This is a genomic window from Lactococcus sp. S64 (assembly GCF_016516525.1).
Taxonomy (GTDB): Bacteria; Bacillota; Bacilli; order Lactobacillales; family Streptococcaceae; genus Lactococcus; species Lactococcus lactis.
Map to the genome: position 1 here is coordinate 65,815 of NZ_JACVUQ010000009.1, position 19,563 is coordinate 85,377.

16 protein-coding genes are annotated in these 19,563 nt (G+C 33.4%); 15 read left to right on the plus strand and 1 reads right to left on the minus strand.

Annotation, left to right across the window (positions count from 1 at the left end):
- Positions 1–97 precede the first annotated feature (97 nt).
- The 11 genes from IAE51_RS09835 (at position 98) to glf (ending at position 12,521) form a co-directional block, all read left to right on the plus strand.
- Positions 98–1,084 carry a glycosyltransferase family 2 protein gene (locus tag IAE51_RS09835; protein ID WP_200095290.1) on the plus strand — a complete coding sequence of 329 codons (987 nt, stop codon included), beginning with the start codon at positions 98–100 and terminating at the stop codon, positions 1,082–1,084.
- Between the two features lie 15 nt (positions 1,085–1,099).
- The gene (locus IAE51_RS09840) at positions 1,100–2,095 is read left to right on the plus strand and encodes a glycosyltransferase family 2 protein (protein WP_200095292.1); all 996 of its coding nucleotides are present in this window, start codon (positions 1,100–1,102) and stop codon (positions 2,093–2,095) included.
- Complete coding sequence (locus IAE51_RS09845) at positions 2,092–2,913, plus strand: phosphorylcholine transferase LicD (protein WP_058211808.1); 822 nt, start codon at positions 2,092–2,094, stop codon at positions 2,911–2,913. The genes IAE51_RS09840 and IAE51_RS09845 overlap by 4 nt, the downstream gene beginning before the upstream one ends.
- Before the next feature lie 2 nt (positions 2,914–2,915).
- Positions 2,916–3,638 (plus strand): 2-C-methyl-D-erythritol 4-phosphate cytidylyltransferase, encoded by a 723-nt coding sequence (locus tag IAE51_RS09850; protein WP_023190022.1) that lies wholly within the window; start codon positions 2,916–2,918, stop codon positions 3,636–3,638.
- Between the two features lie 3 nt (positions 3,639–3,641).
- Positions 3,642–4,691, plus strand: a complete 1,050-nt coding sequence (locus tag IAE51_RS09855) for an NAD-dependent epimerase/dehydratase family protein (RefSeq protein WP_023190021.1) — start codon at positions 3,642–3,644, stop codon at positions 4,689–4,691.
- Positions 4,691–5,647 (plus strand): glycosyltransferase, encoded by a 957-nt coding sequence (locus tag IAE51_RS09860; RefSeq protein ID WP_200095294.1) that lies wholly within the window; start codon positions 4,691–4,693, stop codon positions 5,645–5,647. The genes IAE51_RS09855 and IAE51_RS09860 overlap by 1 nt, the downstream gene beginning before the upstream one ends.
- On the plus strand, positions 5,644–6,726 hold the full coding sequence (locus IAE51_RS09865; protein WP_058211807.1) for a glycosyltransferase family 4 protein: 1,083 nt from the start codon (positions 5,644–5,646) through the stop codon (positions 6,724–6,726). Before IAE51_RS09860 ends, IAE51_RS09865 begins: the two co-directional genes overlap by 4 nt.
- An 11-nt stretch (positions 6,727–6,737) precedes the next feature.
- Positions 6,738–8,165, plus strand: coding sequence for an oligosaccharide flippase family protein (locus IAE51_RS09870; protein ID WP_023190018.1), 1,428 nt, complete (start codon positions 6,738–6,740; stop codon positions 8,163–8,165).
- Positions 8,166–8,190: 25 nt separating this feature from the next.
- Positions 8,191–9,885: a hypothetical protein gene (locus IAE51_RS09875; RefSeq protein ID WP_200095296.1), complete on the plus strand. Its 1,695-nt coding sequence runs from the start codon at positions 8,191–8,193 to the stop codon at positions 9,883–9,885.
- A 9-nt stretch (positions 9,886–9,894) separates the two neighbouring features.
- Positions 9,895–11,301, plus strand: coding sequence for a DUF2142 domain-containing protein (locus tag IAE51_RS09880; RefSeq protein ID WP_052062129.1), 1,407 nt, complete (start codon positions 9,895–9,897; stop codon positions 11,299–11,301).
- A gap of 77 nt (positions 11,302–11,378) precedes the next feature.
- Positions 11,379–12,521 carry a UDP-galactopyranose mutase gene (gene glf, locus IAE51_RS09885; protein WP_023190015.1) on the plus strand — a complete coding sequence of 381 codons (1,143 nt, stop codon included), beginning with the start codon at positions 11,379–11,381 and terminating at the stop codon, positions 12,519–12,521.
- Between the two features lie 54 nt (positions 12,522–12,575).
- Here the strand turns inward: glf and IAE51_RS09890 are convergent, their stop codons facing one another.
- Positions 12,576–14,435 (minus strand): RICIN domain-containing protein, encoded by a 1,860-nt coding sequence (locus IAE51_RS09890; protein ID WP_080735905.1) that lies wholly within the window; start codon positions 14,433–14,435, stop codon positions 12,576–12,578.
- A 380-nt stretch (positions 14,436–14,815) separates the two neighbouring features.
- On the opposite strand from IAE51_RS09890, the gene guaB reads away from it, so the two are divergent.
- The 4 genes from guaB (at position 14,816) to hflX (ending at position 19,549) form a co-directional block, all read left to right on the plus strand.
- Positions 14,816–16,297 carry an IMP dehydrogenase gene (guaB, locus tag IAE51_RS09895; RefSeq protein ID WP_003129822.1) on the plus strand — a complete coding sequence of 494 codons (1,482 nt, stop codon included), beginning with the start codon at positions 14,816–14,818 and terminating at the stop codon, positions 16,295–16,297.
- A gap of 175 nt (positions 16,298–16,472) precedes the next feature.
- The gene (gene yqeH, locus IAE51_RS09900; RefSeq protein WP_233611057.1) at positions 16,473–17,648 is read left to right on the plus strand and encodes a ribosome biogenesis GTPase YqeH; all 1,176 of its coding nucleotides are present in this window, start codon (positions 16,473–16,475) and stop codon (positions 17,646–17,648) included.
- A 69-nt stretch (positions 17,649–17,717) separates the two neighbouring features.
- Positions 17,718–18,221 (plus strand): NUDIX hydrolase, encoded by a 504-nt coding sequence (locus IAE51_RS09905; protein WP_003129825.1) that lies wholly within the window; start codon positions 17,718–17,720, stop codon positions 18,219–18,221.
- Positions 18,222–18,304: 83 nt separating this feature from the next.
- Positions 18,305–19,549, plus strand: a complete 1,245-nt coding sequence (gene hflX / locus IAE51_RS09910; protein WP_003129826.1) for a GTPase HflX — start codon at positions 18,305–18,307, stop codon at positions 19,547–19,549.
- The last annotated feature ends 14 nt before the right edge of the window (positions 19,550–19,563 follow it).

Genomic DNA, 19,563 nt, shown 5'->3' on the forward strand with positions numbered 1-19,563 from the left:
TTAGAGTTATGCGGAAAAAGATAAATAAAGTAGATAAGCAAAGGATTATTAGTCAGCTTGTTGGATTTAGATATAAAATCAAGGAAATGGAAATAAAATGGCGAATCTGAAACCTTTAGTCAGTGTGATTATCCCAATATATAATGTTGAAAAATATTTGGATGATTGTTTAGAATCTATTATTAATCAAACCTACAAAGATCTGGAAATTATTTTGATTAATGATGGTTCAACAGATCGTTCATTGGATATAGCTGAGACTTATGTTAATAAGGACAAGAGAGTTAAACTTATTAATCAAAAGGGGCAAGGCGTTGCAATGGCCAGAAATAATGGGCTAGATAAGGCGGATGGCCAATATATTATGTTTTTGGATTCTGATGACAAGATTTCGAAGGATGCTATAGAAATTTTATTACGGCCAATCAAGGGGAAAACGCATATTTTTTCAATGGCAAGGTATTCTACTCAAGATACTTTGAGTGACCATCATGAGAATATAGAGATAGTTTCTATAAAGGGTGAAATGATAAATAGGATAAAAGCTGTGCAATCATCAGGTTATCCCTCTTTTAGCCCTTGGGGAAAATTATATAGTCGTGATATTTTTGAAAATATTCGCTTTCCTAATTTGGCAATACATGAGGATACTTCCATCATATTACCTGTTATAGAGCAAGCTGATGAAATTGTACTTGTAAATCAGCCACTGTGGTACTATCGACAAGTTGTTTCAAGCCTAACGAATATAAAAATTTCTCAAAAAAATTATGATATTTTTGAAAAAAATAGCATACAAATAGAGTTTGCAAAAGAAAAATATCCAGAGATACTAAATTATGTTTATAAATTATGTATGAATGAAAATGATTTTATTATGATGAAGTGTATCCGTGATGGTTCAAATTTTTCAATGATTCTTTTTAATAAGCTTTTCCAACAAAATCAGGAATTTGCAACGATTAGCAAACAAAGAAGAGCTTTATATTGGAATATCAACTTATATAAAGGTTATTTAAAATTGTCAATCTTACTTTATAATAATGAATTTATCAGGGGATTAGCAAAAAAATTACTTACATGAAAGAGTAGAATAGGAATGAAAAAAATAACAGTCGTAATGCCTGTTTATAATACAGAAATCTATCTAGAAAAATCTATACAAAGCGTTTTATCACAAGATATAGGACAGGAAAACTTTATTCTTATTGCTATAAATGATGGATCAACAGACAAATCACTTGAAATTCTTCACTCATATGAGAAGAAATACCCTAATTGTATTAAAGTCGTTAATCAAGAGAATCAAGGCGTAGGTAAGGCAAGGAATGTTGGTATTGAGTTGGCAGATTCAAAATACATTTCATTTCTTGATTCAGATGATTATTATGAAGTTGATTTTTTGAGTAGACATGTTAAAAAGGCTGAGGAAACAGATGCTGATGTTATCATTTCGGGATTCCGTAGAATTACAAGTGAAGGTAAAGTTCTGAGAATATATTCGCCTAGCTCACCTCAGAGGTATACGAAGTACTCAACTATGTCCTCGTGTAATCGAATCTATCGTTTAGACTTTTTGAAAAGAAAAAAGATATTATTTTTTGAAAATACGTTTGTTGAAGATACTCCATTTTGTTTATCCATTATTGCTCAGGGGGCGGAGTATGGATTTATAGATTATATTGGTTATAATTGGTTATTCAATCCTGTGTCATTTTCAAGTACCAAGCTAAAAGTAGGAAATGAAGAAAATACTGACAAAGCAGTTGAGATGCTAGAAATATTTTTAGACGTTGGAGCTATTAAATTAACAAATTCTCCAGAATTTTCCTACTTCATGTTTAAAGCTATCTCCCATCAACTACTTAGACAGGGGAAACAGGCAAGTCGAGAAGGATTTCTTACTCAATTTTATAAAGAAAAAAAATTACTTGAAAATAGACTTCCAAGTGCTTTGAAACTAACTTCAATTATTAAAGGATCCAAAGGAGATGAAATAAAAGTGAGATTAGTTGTAACTACTTTCTTTAGTATCTATAAACTAGGTCTTATGTCTTTATTTGCCAGAATTTATACAAAAGGAGATAAGATTTGAATAAAGTTTCATTAGATGAAATAAAAAAACTTGAACTTGAACTATTAGATCTAGTAGACAAGGTATGTCGTGAAAATGATATTGAATACTCTCTAGGTGGAGGATCATTACTTGGTAGTGTGAGACATAAAGGGTTCATCCCTTGGGATGACGATATAGATATTATGCTAACTCGTAAAAATTACGACAAACTTATAAAGCTTCTTAGCCATCAAGAGGAAGCGGAGTTATGGCATTATTCAATTAAAGAGACTTTTCAACCCTATGCGAAACTCTGTAATAAAAAAACTTACCAAGCTAAGTCTGGTTTCGACTTTCTTTGGCCCAAGATTGGTGTAAATATTGATATTTTCCCGATGGACTCTATGCCCTCCAAAGAAGAGGAGAGAGTTAAATTCATGCATGAAGCACAGCATAAAGCGGAAATTTTATATTCAACATCCTTTCCAGCATTTGTAAGTGGTTCAAAGTGGTACTACTCTTTTGCTCGTCTTTTTCTCCGAGGACCAAAATATCTTAAATATCATGGAAAAAATAGGCAAGTGGCAAGAGATGTGGATGATTTCATGTCAAGATATCAGTTAGATTCTAGTGCAAATCAAATTGGATTTCTTGCAAGTCGTTATTTCGATAAAGAACATTTTCAAATTGAAATATTTGAAGAGTATGAAGAAGTTAAATTTGAGAATCTAACTGTGAGAAAAATTGTTGATCATGATAGTTATTTGCGTCAAATTCATGGAGATTATATGCAACTTCCTCCTGAAAGTCAGCGAATAAATCATGATTATGTTACTTTTTATTGGAAAGAAGTTTAAAAATGAATATTGGGTTAATATTTGCGGGCGGTACAGGATCACGAATGAATTCTAAAGATAAGCCTAAGCAATTTTTGGAAGTTCATGGGAAACCAATTATTGTACATACCATTGACTTATTTGAAGAAACAGATGAAGTGGATGCAGTAGTTGTTGTAATATTGTCTGAGTATTTAGATTATATGGCTGAATTAGTTAAGAAATTCAACTTAAAAAAAGTTAAAGCAATTGTACCAGGTGGTGAAACTGGACAACTATCAATATTTAACGGTCTTGAAGCGGCAGAAAAAATATCAGAAGGCAAAGAATCTGTTGTTTTGATACATGATGGGGTGCGTCCGTTAATTAACAGTAAAGTTATTCGTGATAATATTGAATGTGTTAAGAAAAATGGTTCAGCTATAACAACAGCACCTGCAAAAGAGACAATTGTACTTGTTAATGGCTCTCAGGAGGTTTCAGAAGTTGTGGATAGAACACGTTCTTTTACTGCTAAAGCTCCTCAAAGTTTTAATCTTTCAGATATTTTAAAAGTTGAGCGTGATGCAATTTCGAAAGGTATTACTGATGCAATTGATTCAAGCACACTTATGGGGATGTATAATAAAACCTTACATATTGTAGAAGGACCATATGAAAATATAAAAATTACAACACCAGATGATTTTTATATGTTCAAAGCACTGTGTGATGCACGCGAAATAGGTCAGATTTATGGAGTATAATCAATGATTACATTTGAAAACAAAATTGTTCAAGAAGATTTAAAAAAAATTGTAAGTTCATCTTATATTAATTTTGAAAAACTAAGAGGAAAAACTGTACTAATTACAGGTGTTTCTGGAATGCTAGCTACTTATTTAGCTTATGTTATTTATTATTTAGATGTTCACAAAAATTTTCAAACAAAAATTATTGGTACTGCTCGAAACATGGAAAAAGCAAATGCTAAATTTCAAAGCTTATCAAAAGAATATTTTGAACTTGTTCAGCATGATGTTACTCAACCCTTTGATTATGAAAAAGATATAGATTATATTATACATGCGGCAAGTAACGCTAGTCCGAAATTTATTTCAACAGATCCTGTAGGAATTATCAAAGCTAATACTTTGGGAACAATGAATTTATTGGAGTTGGCAAGAACAAAGAGAATTCAAAATTTTCTTTTCTTATCAACACGCGAAATTTATGGAAAATCAATTAAAAATCTATTAACAGAACAAGATTATGGGGGATTTGATATCCTTTCTCCAAGAGCCTGTTATCCCGAAAGTAAACGAATGGCAGAAACGTTATTGGAAAGCTATTCTGTACAATATGAGATTCCATATACTGTAGCTCGAATTGCTCACTCTTATGGTCCAGGTATGGAAATAAATAATGATGGACGTATCATGAGTGATTTGATTTCGAATGTTGTTAATCATGAAGATATCATTCTAAAATCTGAAGGGACTGCTGAAAGAGCCTTTTGTTATATATCAGATGCAACTACAGCACTCTTAACAGTTTTGTTAAATGGTGATTCTGGACAAGCATATAATGTTGCAAATGAAGACGAACCTATTCAAATACGAGATTTGGCACAAAAATTAGTATCACTTTTACCTGATGAAAAATTAAAAGTTAAGTTTGATATTCCTACTTCTCAAAGTACAGCTTATAGTACAGACGGTAGAACAGTGATGGATATGTCTAAAATAGAAAAATTGGGTTGGAACAGATTAGTTGATCTCGACTCGGGCTTGAAAAAGACAATAGAAAGTTTTGAATAATGAAAACAGCAGTACTGATGGCAACATATAACGGAGAGAAATTTATTGAAAAGCAATTAGATTCTATAAAAAATCAAGTGCTTGCTCCTGATTATGTTATCATACGTGATGATGGTTCAACGGATGGAACGGTTCAATTTGTTAAAGATTACATAGCAACTAATGACTTAGTTGGATGGAATATCATTAAAAATCAAAAGAACTTAGGTTGGCGCTTGAATTTTCGCCAATTGTTGATTGACTCGCAAAATACCGATGCAGATGTTATTTTTTTATCAGACCAAGATGATGTTTGGAATTTGGAAAAAAATAAACGACAATTAGAGATATTAGCTAAGCATCAAGAAATTGAGGTGTTGAGTGCTGATACTGAATTTACTGTGAGTACTAGTGAAGCGACAGTTCCAACTAATTATATCTTTAAGAACAATGATCAAGAACTTTCAGAATTTCCTGTTGAACATTTTTATAAGGCTGGTTTTCGTCAAGGTATGACCTTGGCGATAAAAAAAGAATTTATCAGTAGATTCTTAAAATATTGGAAAGAAGATTATAACCTACTCCCTCATGACGCTCTTATTGAGTGTCTAGCTGGATTATTAGGAGTTGGTTATAACCTGAACGAATGTGTTGCAGTTCATAATCGCCATGAGTCAAATGCAAGCGGCAAAGCAGTCGTAACGCTTAAATCACCAAAAAAGCTTCATATCCAGGAGCTTTATGCAAAATATCAAGGATATTATGAAATAGTTTATAAAGTTCTTCAAGATAATAAATCCTCTTTAGCTCATGAAGAACAAAAATACTATGAGTTCACTAAAAGAAGAGTAGAAAATGCACAATCTGGAAGTATTTGGAAGGTGATAATGCAGCAATTCAAAGATTGGAAAAATTATGAGCATCGTTCAAGTCAAATCAGAGATATAATCTTTGGATTTAAGAAAGAAATGAAATGAGAGAAAATAAAAAAATTAATTTTGTTATGCCAGCAAATTATAATCATGCAGTTGGTGGCTTTAAGATAGTCTATCAATATGCAAATTGGTTGGTAGATCAGGGGTTTGATGTTTCTATCAGTTACAGTTACTCTCCAAGTGACAGTAAAAGTTATTCTTTTCTAAAACGTATGGTAGATTCACACATATATAAATTTTCTAAAAGAGAAACGAAGGTAACTTGGTTTTCTTTGAAAAATGAAATTAAATCATACTACAATTGCATCCTTTCTAAAGACTTTCCTGATGCAGATATTGTATTTGCAACTGGAGCTAAAACTGCCTCTCTTGTTCATAAGCTTCCCAAAGAGAAAGGAAAGAAATTCTACTTTATTCAAAATTATGAAGCCGAAGGCTTTGGAAATAAAAAAGAGTTTGTTCAAAATACTTACAATTTAGGATTAACAAATGTTGTTATTTCCAAAGAATTACGACAAAAAGTATTGGAAGCGGGGGCACCAGATCCTAAATATCTTCCAAACTTCTATAATCATGATGAATTTTTTCTTGAAAATCCTATAGAAAATCGGAAAAATATTATTTGTCTTTTAAATCATACTCAAGAAACAAAACGTACAAAACTTGGGTTAGAAATTTTGAGAGAAGTAAAACAAACTATTCCTAATCTTGAAGTTCATTTATTTGGTGCATATGATCCTATTGAGGAGCTAGAAGATTGGATTCATTTTACTAAAAATGCCACATCAAAACAGCTCCGGGAAGAAATTTATGGTTCTTCTAAAATCTATCTTCTTCCAAGTGTTTTAGAAGGCTGGGTTTTAACGGGTATGGAAGCTATGGCATCAGGAGCATTAGTTGTTGCAAGTCGTATAGGTGGCATAGTAGATTATGCTAATGATGCTAATAGCATTTTAGTTGAACCTGATAATAAAAAAGAATTTGTCGATAATATTATAGAAATGCTTAAAGATGACGGGAAACGTATCGCTGTAACTCACAAGGGAAATGAAGATGTAAAACAGTATGTAATAGATAAATCTGGAGAACGGCTAATAAAAATAATAAATGGTGAAATTTAGAGGATAATTTGATGAAGTTAATAAAAAATATGATGTATAATACAGTTTATCAAGTTTTAATATTAATTTTACCTTTGATAACTGCGCCGTATGTTTCAAGAACATTGGGAACTACAGGAGTGGGTATTTATTCATCCACAGCCGCCTGGCTTGGGTATTTTGTACTTGCTGGTGGACTGGGTATTACATTGTATGGTAATCGTGAGATAGCCTATCATCAAAAGGATAAAGAGGCAAGAAGCCGCATATTTTATGAGCTATTAAGCTTAAAGTTCATTACTGTAGCTGTTGCACTTGTTGCATATTTAATTTTTATTTTCTTTCAAAATAAATGGGAAATATATTTTTTACTTCAAGGAATTACTTTGGTAGCTGTTGCTTTTGATGTTTCTTGGTTTTTTATGGGGCTTGAAAACTTCAAGGTTATAGTTGTTCGTAATACAATTATCAGATTACTCTTAACCGTTGCTATTTTTGTTTTTGTCAGGACACCGAATGATTTATGGCTTTATATTTTATTACTTGCTCTTTCAACATTGATAGGCAATATAACTGTTTGGCCTTTTTTACGAAGAGAGTTAATGAAAATTCCAGTTCGTTCCCTCAATATTTTTCAACATCTACGTCCAGTAACAATGTTATTGCTTCCACAAGTATCTATTACAATTTACACTTCACTTAATAAAAATTTACTTCAAATATTTTCTGGACTTGATAGCGTAGCATACTTTACACAAACCTATATGATCATTATATTGGGAGCGACACTTGTTTCAAGTTTTAACTCCGCATTTTTACCTCATTTATCAGGATTATTTTCATCTGGTGAGAGTGAAAAAGTAAAACCGCTTATTTTAAAATCAATAGATTTAGGAAACTGTATTTCTATCTTATGCATTTCTGGTATTATAGGTGTCAGTCAAACTTTTGCTGTCTTTTATTTTGGTAAAAACTTTGCTCCAGTAGGTTCTTTGCTTGCTGTTGGTTCATTAACTATATTTTTCTTGGCACTAACAAATGCCCTAAGTACACAGTATTTGTTAGCGGCAAAAAAAATGCATGAATATATGATGTCAACGGTTGTCGGTCTTATAGTGAATGTACTCTTCAATCTTACTTTAATTCCTATTTTAGGAACAATGGGTGCTATAATAGCGACAATATTGACAGAAGTTAGTGTAGCAACATATATTTTATGGAAGTTGAGGGATTTGTTTACAGTTAAGGAAGTTTTTCATGGTCTTTGGAAGTATATTATTGGTGGAGCTTTTGTTTTTGTATTCTTGGATTTTGTTAATAAGAATTTTCCAATTAGTATATTAAATTATTTAATTCAAACGATTATCGCAGTATTAATTTATATAATAACTTTATACATATTACGTGCACCAGCTAATTCGTTAGTTAGTCCGTATATCAAAAAAATTATAAAAAGATAAGCTATCCCAAATATTGAAAGTCATTATGAAAAAAAAAATAAATACAAAATTTTTGATTTTAATCTGCTCCTTTATATTAATATTTTTAGTGACAGAAAATAAAATTATTGCCAATACTTTGCCACCAGAACAAACGAATGTTGAATTACAAGTTACTAATAATGGTATGCCCGTAATTCATACTTCTTATAGTGCTATGAACATTGATCGTGCTTATCAAGAAATAAAAAGTGGAAATATAAGTAAGAAAGCTAGAAGCTCTGCAGCCTGGATATTAGCATCTCAAAATACAAATAGTACCACTAATAATGGTGTAATTGCTTTAAGTAATGGTCAAAAAATTGGTCAAGGTATTACTCATACAGATGAGGAAATGAGCTCAATAATTTCAGGCCTAATTAATGTTGATAATTTATCGCTAATCAGTGAAATTAATCAGTCAAATACCACAGTTCCCTTTTTGAATCCAGAACATGTTATTTATAAGTTCACAAACAGCAAAGGTTTAGCCAAAGCCAATATTATGAAAGGCTATACGTTAATTCTTGATAATAATAACAACTTTGTTAAACTTACGAATATACAAAAATCTTCTGAAAAAGTTGTGATAGATCTTGTAAATGTGGATGATAAAATAAAGTTTACGGCGGATAATAAGTTAAGCGCTTTGGCTTCAAACTTTGGTCAGTATGTTGTTGGTACTAATCAAAAATTTAGTTTCAATCTTTCTATTAATAAAAATATGTGGCAGCAATCAGGAAATATTAATGTGGTTTTACCACCAAAATCAAATCTTTCCTTTGATTCGATAGAAGTTTTAAAAAACTCAGAGGCAGCAACAATAGTGACGAATCCAACTTTAAACGATACACTGGTATTCAATTCTTCTGAACCAGTGATTGCTGCCAATATCACATTAAATCCAACCCAAAGTGATATATTATTGCGTGTCACGGTACATGTAAATCTTGAAGGAAATAACGTAAGTACAAATAAACCTATTCATACATCATTGCAAGCGATCTCTGTAAATAAGGATGGTAGTTCAAGTGTGGCTTCAACTCCTAATTTAATTATCGCAGGTATAAATTTTGCAATGACTACAAAAAATGCTACGGCGTTTGCTGAAGGTGGAAAATTTATACTAGCTAAAACAGATGGTAGTGCTTATAAGATATATGGCAAAAATAAAAAATGGAATAAGTTTGATAACCTGGATATAGCACAGGCTTCAGATCCCCTAATTTTAGAAGGTGGAAATCGATATATATTGGGAAGTGATCAGCCTCAAAAAATTCCCCTGAGCGTTTTAAGATTTAATTTTAATGAGAAAGAAAATGAAAAAATCAATAATAGCTTAATACAGATTCTAGGTCTAGCACAAGGAGACGATTATTTTCTTTATCGTATTGATACGAATACTGATTTGTCAGATTCTAATAAAATTTTTAAGTTTTCTATTTTTAGCCGAAGCTATTTTTCTTCAAATAATTCCTTAATGGTTGATAATTCAATAACTAATCCAAGTAATGTCCTGATTGGTCTTACGGGAGAAATTCCTGATTATGCTCCAGGTGTTAATGAATATAGTAATTTAACATTAGATGGGAGTAGACAAGGGCGAAATACTATTCCAATTTATATCTTTGTAGCTATTAGTTTTTTTGGTGGACTAATTTTAGCTGTGGTAATTTTATTGGTAAAGTATAGAAGATTATAAGGAGTGGATATGAAAAAGAGAAAAGAAAAAAAATCAGTTTCCTCTTCTGTAGTTGGGGAAAAAAGTAAAGTCCACAAGGTTTATCTTATTATTAGTGTCTTACTCGGTATGATCCTTGCAATAGGAATGCCCTTTTTCAATGAACCAGATGGTCAATATCATTATGTAGTAAGTTCAAACATGGCAAATTTGTCAAATGACATTTCGGCTTATGGTGAACCTGAAATAGGAACTGGAATTGATCGACAAATTAAAGCATATCAACAGGGAGATTATTTTCAAACTTACTATTTAACTAAAATAGTTGAAATGCCAATGAGTAAGCAACCAAGAGAAGGATTAACAGAGAATCCAAATTTAAAATCCTATAACTTTTGGGGTCATTTAATTCCTTCTATAGGAGTATGGCTGGGACATAAAATTTATCCGTCAATTGGTGTTATGATAACAACGGCTCGCTTATTTTCAGTACTCATTAACTCATTATTAATGTTTTTTATAATTAAGTTTGTTAAAAAAGGGAAAATGATTTTTGTAGCCTTATCTCTAACTCCGGTTACTTTGAATTCGTTTGCAAGTTTATCTTATGATTCTCTGAGTTTTATATTAGTTGCTTGGTTAATGGCTATAATTATTAATAGTTTAGTTGATCAAAAGATTAACTGGTGGAGATGGGTAGAGTTGGGGGTGGCTTCAATTTCTATTTATTTTGGAGCAAAGACTAACTTTAAAGTTTTGTTACTTTTCATACCAGTATTAATAATAATGTTTATTTTCCCAAGAATATACAGTAAGATATCTTTGTTTCTTAGTTACTTATGGAGAAATAAAAGAGGAATATCTATAACTTTATTAGTGGGAATTGGACTCTTGCTTTCAATTTTACTCTTTTTATTAAGTTTGAAACATGGTGGGATTTTTTATAGTATTTATAGATTTATAATTAATTATTCTGTCAATTTACGAGATTACTTATCGGTAAGTTCTGTATTCTATAATTTATTAGGTTCACCATATCCTAATATCAATTATACGCCTGCTTGGGTAAGTATGATTTGGTACATTGTATTGTTCACTACGCTACTTTCCGAAGATAAATTTATTAAAAATAAATTTATCTCATTGACAAGTTTTATCATCTTTTTATTAGGAGTTATGGCTGTTTATTATGTCTATATGACATATACTCCCACTGGAGCACCAGTTGGAAATGCAACTATATTAGGCCAGATGCAGGGCTTACAGGGGAGATACTTTACTCCTACTTTGTTTTTACTTCTATTCATCACTTGCCAAGAAAAATTTAAAATTAAAATTAATGGTTCAAAAGGTGTACTATTGTTTGTAGCTGGTACTGCGGTACTTACAAATCTTTTACTTCTGTTTTCTACACTTTTTGGTGTATATTATTTGTAAAGATAAAAACTATGAAAATTTATATTAGAACTTTTTAATCACAACTTATATGTGATATCATGATAATAGGAGAAAAAATGAAATTTAATAAAAAAAATTATGATTATCTTATTGTTGGGGCAGGACCTTATGGTTCGATATTTGCCCATGAAGCTGCAAAGCATGGTAAAAAATCATTAATTATTGAACGTCGCTCTCATATTGGTGGGAATATGTACACTCATAAAGAACATGGAATCAATGTCCATGATTATGGAGCTCACATTTTCCACACCGATAATAAAATGGTTTGGGATTACGTCAATCAATTTACAGAGTTTAATAATTATATTAATCAAGTTGTTGCGAATTATAAAGGGGAACTTTATAACCTTCCTTTTAACATGAACACTTTTTATCAAATGTGGGGGGTAAAGACTCCAGAAGAAGCGGCTGCTAAGATTGAGGAACAGAAGGCAAAAGCAGGAGTTTCAGGAATCCCTAAAAATCTAGAAGAACAAGCAATTAGTTTGATTGGTACTGATATCTATCATAAACTTATTAAAGGTTACACTGAGAAACAGTGGGGACGTAAAGCTACTGAGCTCCCCTCATTCATCATCCGCCGTCTTCCGGTTCGCTATACGTTTGATAATAATTACTTCAATCATCGTTATCAAGGGGTTCCAGTTGATGGTTATACTGCAATCTTTGATAAAATGCTTGATTCTGACCTTATCGATGTTCAAACAGGTGTGGATTTTTTCAGTGATAAAGAAGTATTTTTAGAAGAATTTCCAAAAATTGTTTATACGGGAATGATTGATCAGTTTTTTGATTATTCTTTTGGAGAACTGGAATACCGCTCTGTACGATTCGAAACAGAAACTGTAAAATCTGATAATATTCAAGGGAATGCTGTCATCAATTATACTGATGCAGAAACGCCCTATACTCGTGTGATGGAGTGGAGACATTTCGATAAAAAAGCTGACGAGGGATATACGATTTTAACGAAAGAGTATCCTCAAAATTGGGATCGCACAAAAGAAGCCTATTATCCAGTTAATGATGAAAAAAATTCTAAGCTTTTCAGAAAATATAAAGAAGAGACAAAAAAATATCCAAATGTTATTTTTGGTGGTCGCTTAGGCAATTATCAATACTATGATATGGATCAGGTCTTTGGAGTAGCTTTAAAAGCAGTTGAGAAAGAATTTAAAGATTTAGATAAAAATTGAATCTTATTTAATCAATAAAAAAAACTCGGTGGAGATTATTCCACACGAGTTTTTTTATTTTATAAGTTGCCATTGTTGAGCTTCTGTATAGTTTGAGTCGTATAACTGTAATGGCGCATTTGGAGAATAGTTCCCATTTTTGATATCCAAACTTTTTCCAGAATTGGCATTTTTAATTCTTATTCCAGAAGAGAATGAAGTAATTATCCATTGCTGTGCCATGGTTCCATTTCTTTGATAAAGCTGTACTTTAGTGCCGTTGCTCAGATTAGCACCTGCACCTTCTATACATTTTCCAGAATTTGGATTTGAAATTTCGTAATTCCCATTTGAAAGTTTTGTGAACTTCCAAAGTTGAGCTGGTGTATTATTTTCGGAATAAATTTGAATTTGTGTCTTATTTGCGCTATTATTTCCAGCAAGATCAACAAAAAGAGGATGAGTAAGATTTTTAATACGATAAATTCCATCGGTGACAGGCGTTGGAGTACTTGTATTAGTGAAAGACCAACTTTGAGCAAGAGTATTATTTGAAGCATATATTTGTAATTGTGAACCATTATTATAAGAATTTGCTGGAATATCAATGGCTTTTCCTGCAAGTTTAGATAGAATAGAATATCCTCCAGAACTATTTGGCGCGATAACCCATTGTTGGGCATCGGTTCCATTGCCTTGATAAAGATTAACTCGAGTCCCATTAGCTGTTGCAGCGGCTTTAATCTCTAAATATTTTCCTGATTGAGGATTCATGAAAGTATAGTAGCCGTTACTCAAACGTGTTACTTGCCAAATTTGAGCTGCAGATCCATTTTTACTATAAGTTTGAATTGTAGAATTATTTACTACACCACCTCCACTAATATCTATCGCTCTGTTTGCAGATGATATGTTATAGATACCATTAGCTACTAAATTATCTCCGGGAGGAATGATAGAATTATCGGGGGGAGTTGTACCAGATGATGCAAAAAAATTACTATAATCAATTGAAGTATCAACAGCATTGGCTTTTAAGTTAGAGGTTCCTTGATAATACATCTGACTTGTATATTGCCAAGCGCCATATTGTGTATTTTGTAGATTACTAGAAGATGGTTTTCCGTAAAGATATTGGGCAGCCCATAGGTTTTTGGGACCTCCTAGGGTATTATAATTCATTTGACAAGTTGCTGTATTTGTTCCAATCCATGAAGCAGAGGTATAAAACTTTGTGTTGCTATAACCATTTCCTTTTAGGCTGTTAGCAAACTGTACCCCAGCTGTTGCCCAATCAACTGTTACTGGGTTCGGGCCGATGATATTTCCAGAACCATCTCTATAAGGTTGCTCACAGTCCATAATCATTACAGTGTTGCTAGCTAATCCAAAAGATTTAGCTACCTTTGCAAAGTATGCGGCTTCCTGTATAGCTAATGAATTTGCAGTACTTTGTGAATTGGCTCCTGTTAATCGTGCATAGTGATAGACTGCAACGTTTAAGCCGGCATTTTGAGCCATTTTAATTTGATTAGCAGCATATGGATTTGTATAGTTGGTTCCTTCAGTTAGTTTAACAACAATTGATTGGACACCCGATGCCTTAAGAGAATTAAAGTCTGCTTGTGTCATCCATGATTGGTAGCTGGCAATATCCACAGCATCTTTTCTTGGCAGGGTGTTATCATCAGACTTGAGATCAGAAGGAACATTGGCAGCTGGAACTGCTGCAAAAGATCGTGCTCTGATACTGGGAGTAGTGGTAGAAGAATCACTGGTATTCTCTTTTGAAGCTTCTTGACTTTGTTCTTGCTCGATGTAATGTCCCATTGGTGTATTATCTGAACTAATAGCATCTTCAGCTAATACTGGTTTCGCAAATAGTAGCCCAGAAAAGAGCATTAAGGAAATAATATAAGATTTTTTCAGTTTCATTTCTAAAATTATTGCTTTCTTTTGATGGTGTAGGATAAATAAGAGTTCTTATCATATTTTACAATGATAAGAAGAATAGGATGTTGCATTTAAGTAAAAAAAAATTAACAATTTAACGGCTTTGTTTTTCTTTGATTTAAAATGTAATTTTAAGTTGTTTTTTTTGCCTTTCATAATATATGTTACCATATTTAAGGCAGGTTTATGAAATAATAAGGTAATTATGAGTTTAAATTTTGCATATTTTTTATTTAATCTGTTTTCTACTGTTGAAATGCTTTGGGAATAGTGGTAGAATAGTAAAAATAAAAAATTGGCGAATGCCATAGAAATATAGCTATATTGCTTATATATAGCACGATAATGGAGGAATATTTTCGATGTCAAACTGGGAAACTAAGTTTTTGAAAAAGGGATTTACTTTTGATGATGTATTGCTGATTCCAGCAGAGTCTCATGTTTTACCAAATGAGGTGAGTATGAAGACAAAGTTGGCTAAAAATTTGACTTTGAATATTCCAATTATCTCTGCTGCCATGGATACTGTAACTGACTCAAAAATGGCTATTTCAATGGCGCGTCAAGGTGGACTTGGTGTAGTTCATAAAAATATGTCTGTTGAGGAACAAGCTGAAGAAATTCATAAAGTGAAACGTTCAGAATCTGGTGTTATTACAGATCCGTTTTTCTTGACTCCAAATCATAAAATTGAAGAAGCTGAAAACTTGATGGCAACTTACCGAATTTCTGGCGTACCAATCGTTGATACGCTTGAAAATCGTAAATTGGTGGGGATTATTACTAACCGTGATTTGCGTTTTATTACGGATTATAATCAACAAATCAAAAATATGATGACTTCTGAAAATCTGATTACTGCTCCGGTTGGAACAACTTTAGATACAGCTGCTCGTATTTTGCAAGAGCATAAAATTGAAAAATTACCTTTGGTTGATGAAGCTGGTAAATTGGCTGGTTTGATTACAATTAAAGATATTGAACGGGTGATTGAATTCCCAAATGCTGCTAAAGATGAGCAAGGTCGTTTGCTTGTTGCTGGAGCAGTTGGTGTATCTTCTGATACTTTTGAGCGTGCGGAAGCTTTGTTCGCTGCAGGGGCTGATGCGATTGTTATTGATACGGCTCATGGACATTCAGCTGGTGTTTTACGTAAAATCCGTGAAATCCGTAATCATTTCCCAGACCGTACTTTGATTGCTGGTAATATTGCTACTGGTGAGGGTGCTCGTGCTTTGTTTGAAGCTGGTGTTGATGTGGTTAAAGTTGGGATTGGTCCTGGTTCTATCTGTACGACTCGTGTTGTTGCTGGTGTAGGTGTTCCGCAAATTACAGCCATTTATGATGCGGCAAATGTGGCGCGTGAATTTGGTAAAACAATCATCGCTGATGGTGGGATTAAATATTCTGGTGATATTGTTAAGGCGCTTGCTGCTGGTGGAGACGCTGTTATGCTTGGTTCAATGCTTGCAGGTACTGACGAATCTCCTGGAGAATTTGAAATCTTCCAAGGTCGTAAGTTTAAAACTTACCGTGGAATGGGTAGCTTGGCAGCAATGAAAAAAGGTTCTAAAGACCGTTATTTCCAAGGGGCTGTTAATGAAGCTAACAAACTTGTTCCAGAGGGAATTGAAGGACGTGTGGCTTATAAAGGAACAGCGACAGATATCGTTTTCCAAATGCTTGGCGGTTTGAAAGCAGGAATGGGATATACTGGTGCGGCTGATATTACTGCTTTGCATGATTCAGCACAATTTATCGAAATGTCTGGTGCTGGTTTGAAAGAATCACATCCGCATGATGTACAAATTACTAAAGAAGCACCTAACTATTCTGTACAATAAAAATTACTGACAATAATTCTGTCAGTAAAAAAAGGGAACTGACAAGTTGTCGTTCTCTTTTTTATTTTGAAATTTACTGACAGAAAAATTTGTCAGTAAAAAGATGATAAAAATAGGTCTTTTATTATAGGAAAAAAGGCTAAAAATGCTGTTGAAATGTGGTATAATAAGCAATATGATTGAAAATGAAAATATAATGGAAGATTTGTACTGTATTGGTTGTGGTGCAAAAATTCAAACTGAGGATAAAAATGCACTTGGCTTTTTGCCTGCGGGTGCTTTGAAGAAAAAAATAGCTGAACGCGACCAAATGGAAGCTGTTCAGGCTGGAGATGAGGGAAGCGAAGCTTCTATCAAAACTGAGGATTTATACTGTCAGCGTTGTTTCCGATTGCGTCATTATAATGAGATTGCACCGACAAGTTTGACGGATGCAGATTTTTTGCGTTTACTTAAAGAAATTGGTCAACATGATGCTTTGATTGTCAATGTGGTTGATATTTTTGACTTTAATGGCTCTTTGATTCCTAACCTTCATAAATTGACTGGTGGAAATGATTTACTCATGGTTGCCAATAAACGTGATGTTTTACCAAAATCACTAAAAGTCGGGAAATTAACTGCTTGGTTGAGAGAACAAGCTGCTTCACGTTCGCTTAAACCTAAAGATATTTTAGTGACCTCGGCTCAAAATAAAGATGATGTGGCTGAATTGATGGAAGCTATTGAATACTACCGCCGTGGGCGTGATGTCTATGTGGTTGGGGTAACGAATGTTGGTAAATCAACTTTGATTAATGCAATTATTAAATCAGCTTCAGGTTCTGAGGATGTGATTACAACTTCACGTTTCCCTGGGACAACTCTTGATAAGATTGAAATTCCGCTTGATGAAGATTCGGCATTGATTGACACACCGGGGATTATTCACCGTGGGCAAATGGCTCATTATTTGGAACCAGAAGATTTGAAATATGTGTCACCGCGTAAAGAAATTAAGCCGAAAACTTATCAGCTCAATCCTGAACAAACATTGTTCTTTGGTGGTTTGGCACGTTTTGATTTTATAAGTGGCGAACGTCAAGGAATGACGGCTTATTTTGACAATGAAATCAACGTTCATCGGACGAAACTTGAAGGTGCAACTGAATTTTATGAAAAGCATAAAGGAGAACTCTTGGCTCCTGCTTTAGTTGGTGCTAAATTGGTTCGTCGTGAGTTTAAAATTACTGACAAATCGGATATTGTCTTTTCTGGTCTCGGCTGGGTTCGTGTGCCACAAAAAGCAGTTGTGGCAGCTTGGGTGCCAGAAGGTGTGGATGTAGTTGTTCGTAAAGCTTTGATTGGGTAAAGAATATTCACAGTTTGTCTTGTAAAATTACTGACAGAATTTCTGTCAGTAAAATCTTGGAGAATTAAAATGGAAGAGACTAGTCAGGATATTGGTTTTACGCGTAATAATCAGTGGTTTCGATATCGGGCAGCTGGAATTATTATTAAAGATGATGCTGTTTTGATGGTTGGCAATGACCACAATGATTATTATTATTCGGTTGGTGGTGCCGTGCAACTGGGTGAAACGGCCGAGGAGGCTTGTCTGCGTGAGCTTTATGAGGAAACTGGTTTACAACTTGAAATCGAAAGATTAGCTTTTATCCATGAAAATTTTTTTACAGGTCAGGAAAGTGATTTTTTAAATAAAGTCAATTGTCATGAATTGAGTTTTTATTTTCTGATGAAACCACTGACAGAAAATCTGTCAGTAAAATCGGAGAGTTTTGGGACTGATGGTAGCAAAGAATTTTTGAAATGGATTCCAATTGCTGAGTATAAAAATTACAAAGCTTTCCCGACATTCTTTGCTGACGAGCTGAAAAATCTGTCAGTAAATTCTCAAATCAAAAGAATTGTGACAACTGAATAAATAAATGAGCAGAGTTTGACTCTATAACAATTTTAGTCTAAACTCAGCTGACAAAAATAAAAAAGGAAAATTTTACTAAAAATTTGATAGATTTAGAAGAAAAACAAGAAAGAGTTCTCCTTGCAGGAGTGGAAACAGCTGAAAATTTTCAGGCTTTTGAGTCATCAATGATTGAACTTGCTGAACTGACAAAAACAGCTGGCGGCTTGGTTATTGACCAATTCACTCAAAAAAGAGAACGTCCAGATAGTCGGACAATGATTGGTTCTGGAAAATTAGAACAAATGCGTTGGGCGATTGAAGTGGGTGAAATTGATACGGTTATTTTCAATGATCGCTTATCACCAAGGCAAAATGTCAATTTAGAGGAAGCTTTGGGTGTCAAAGTCATCGATAGAATGCAATTGATTTTGGATATTTTTGCTATGCGTGCGCGCTCGCATGAAGGAATGCTTCAAGTTGAAGAAGCCCAGCTCAATTATCTTTTGCCTCGTTTGGTGGGACAAGGGATTATGCTCAGCCGTCAAGGTGGGGGAATTGGTTCTAAAGGGCCGGGTGAAACCAAGCTTGAAACAGATCGACGTTATATTCGCACTCGAATTGAAAACATTGATAAAGCCCTCAAAAAAGTTGAAAAAACAAGGGAAAATATTCGTCAAAAACGCTCGAAATCAGGAATTTTTCGGATTGGTTTAATTGGTTACACCAATGCCGGAAAATCCAGCATTATGAATGCTTTAGTTGGGCTTGATAAAGAACAATATGAGCAAAATGAACTTTTTGCGACTTTGGATGCCACAACAAAAGCAGTTAAATTGGTTGAAGATTTTACGGTGTCACTGACCGATACTGTCGGTTTTATCCAAAACCTGCCAACAGAGCTGATTAAAGCATTCAAATCAACACTAGAAGAATCAGCTAATGTTGATTTACTGATTCATGTTGTGGATGCTAGCAACCCTCATCACGAAATTCATGAACAAACAGTATTAAAAATCATGGAAGATTTGAAGCTTACCAATATTCCTGTGCTGAATGTTTATAATAAAATGGATATAGCACCAAGTGATTTCTTGCCAACTTTATCGCCAAGTTTACAACTCTCAATTAAATCTGAAAGTGGCGTGCAATGGCTGAAAACAGCAATTTTGGAAAAATTACATGAACTTTTTGATGCTTTTGAGTTAGAGTTACCTTACGAAAAAGCCTATCAGTTACCTGAATTACGAAAAAGTGCCTTGGTGCAATCAGTGGTTGAGGGTGAAGAAGGGTATCTGATTAAAGGGTTGATTGCGCCTGAATTGAGTTGGAAATTACCCAATAACTAAAGGTTGCCGGAAAT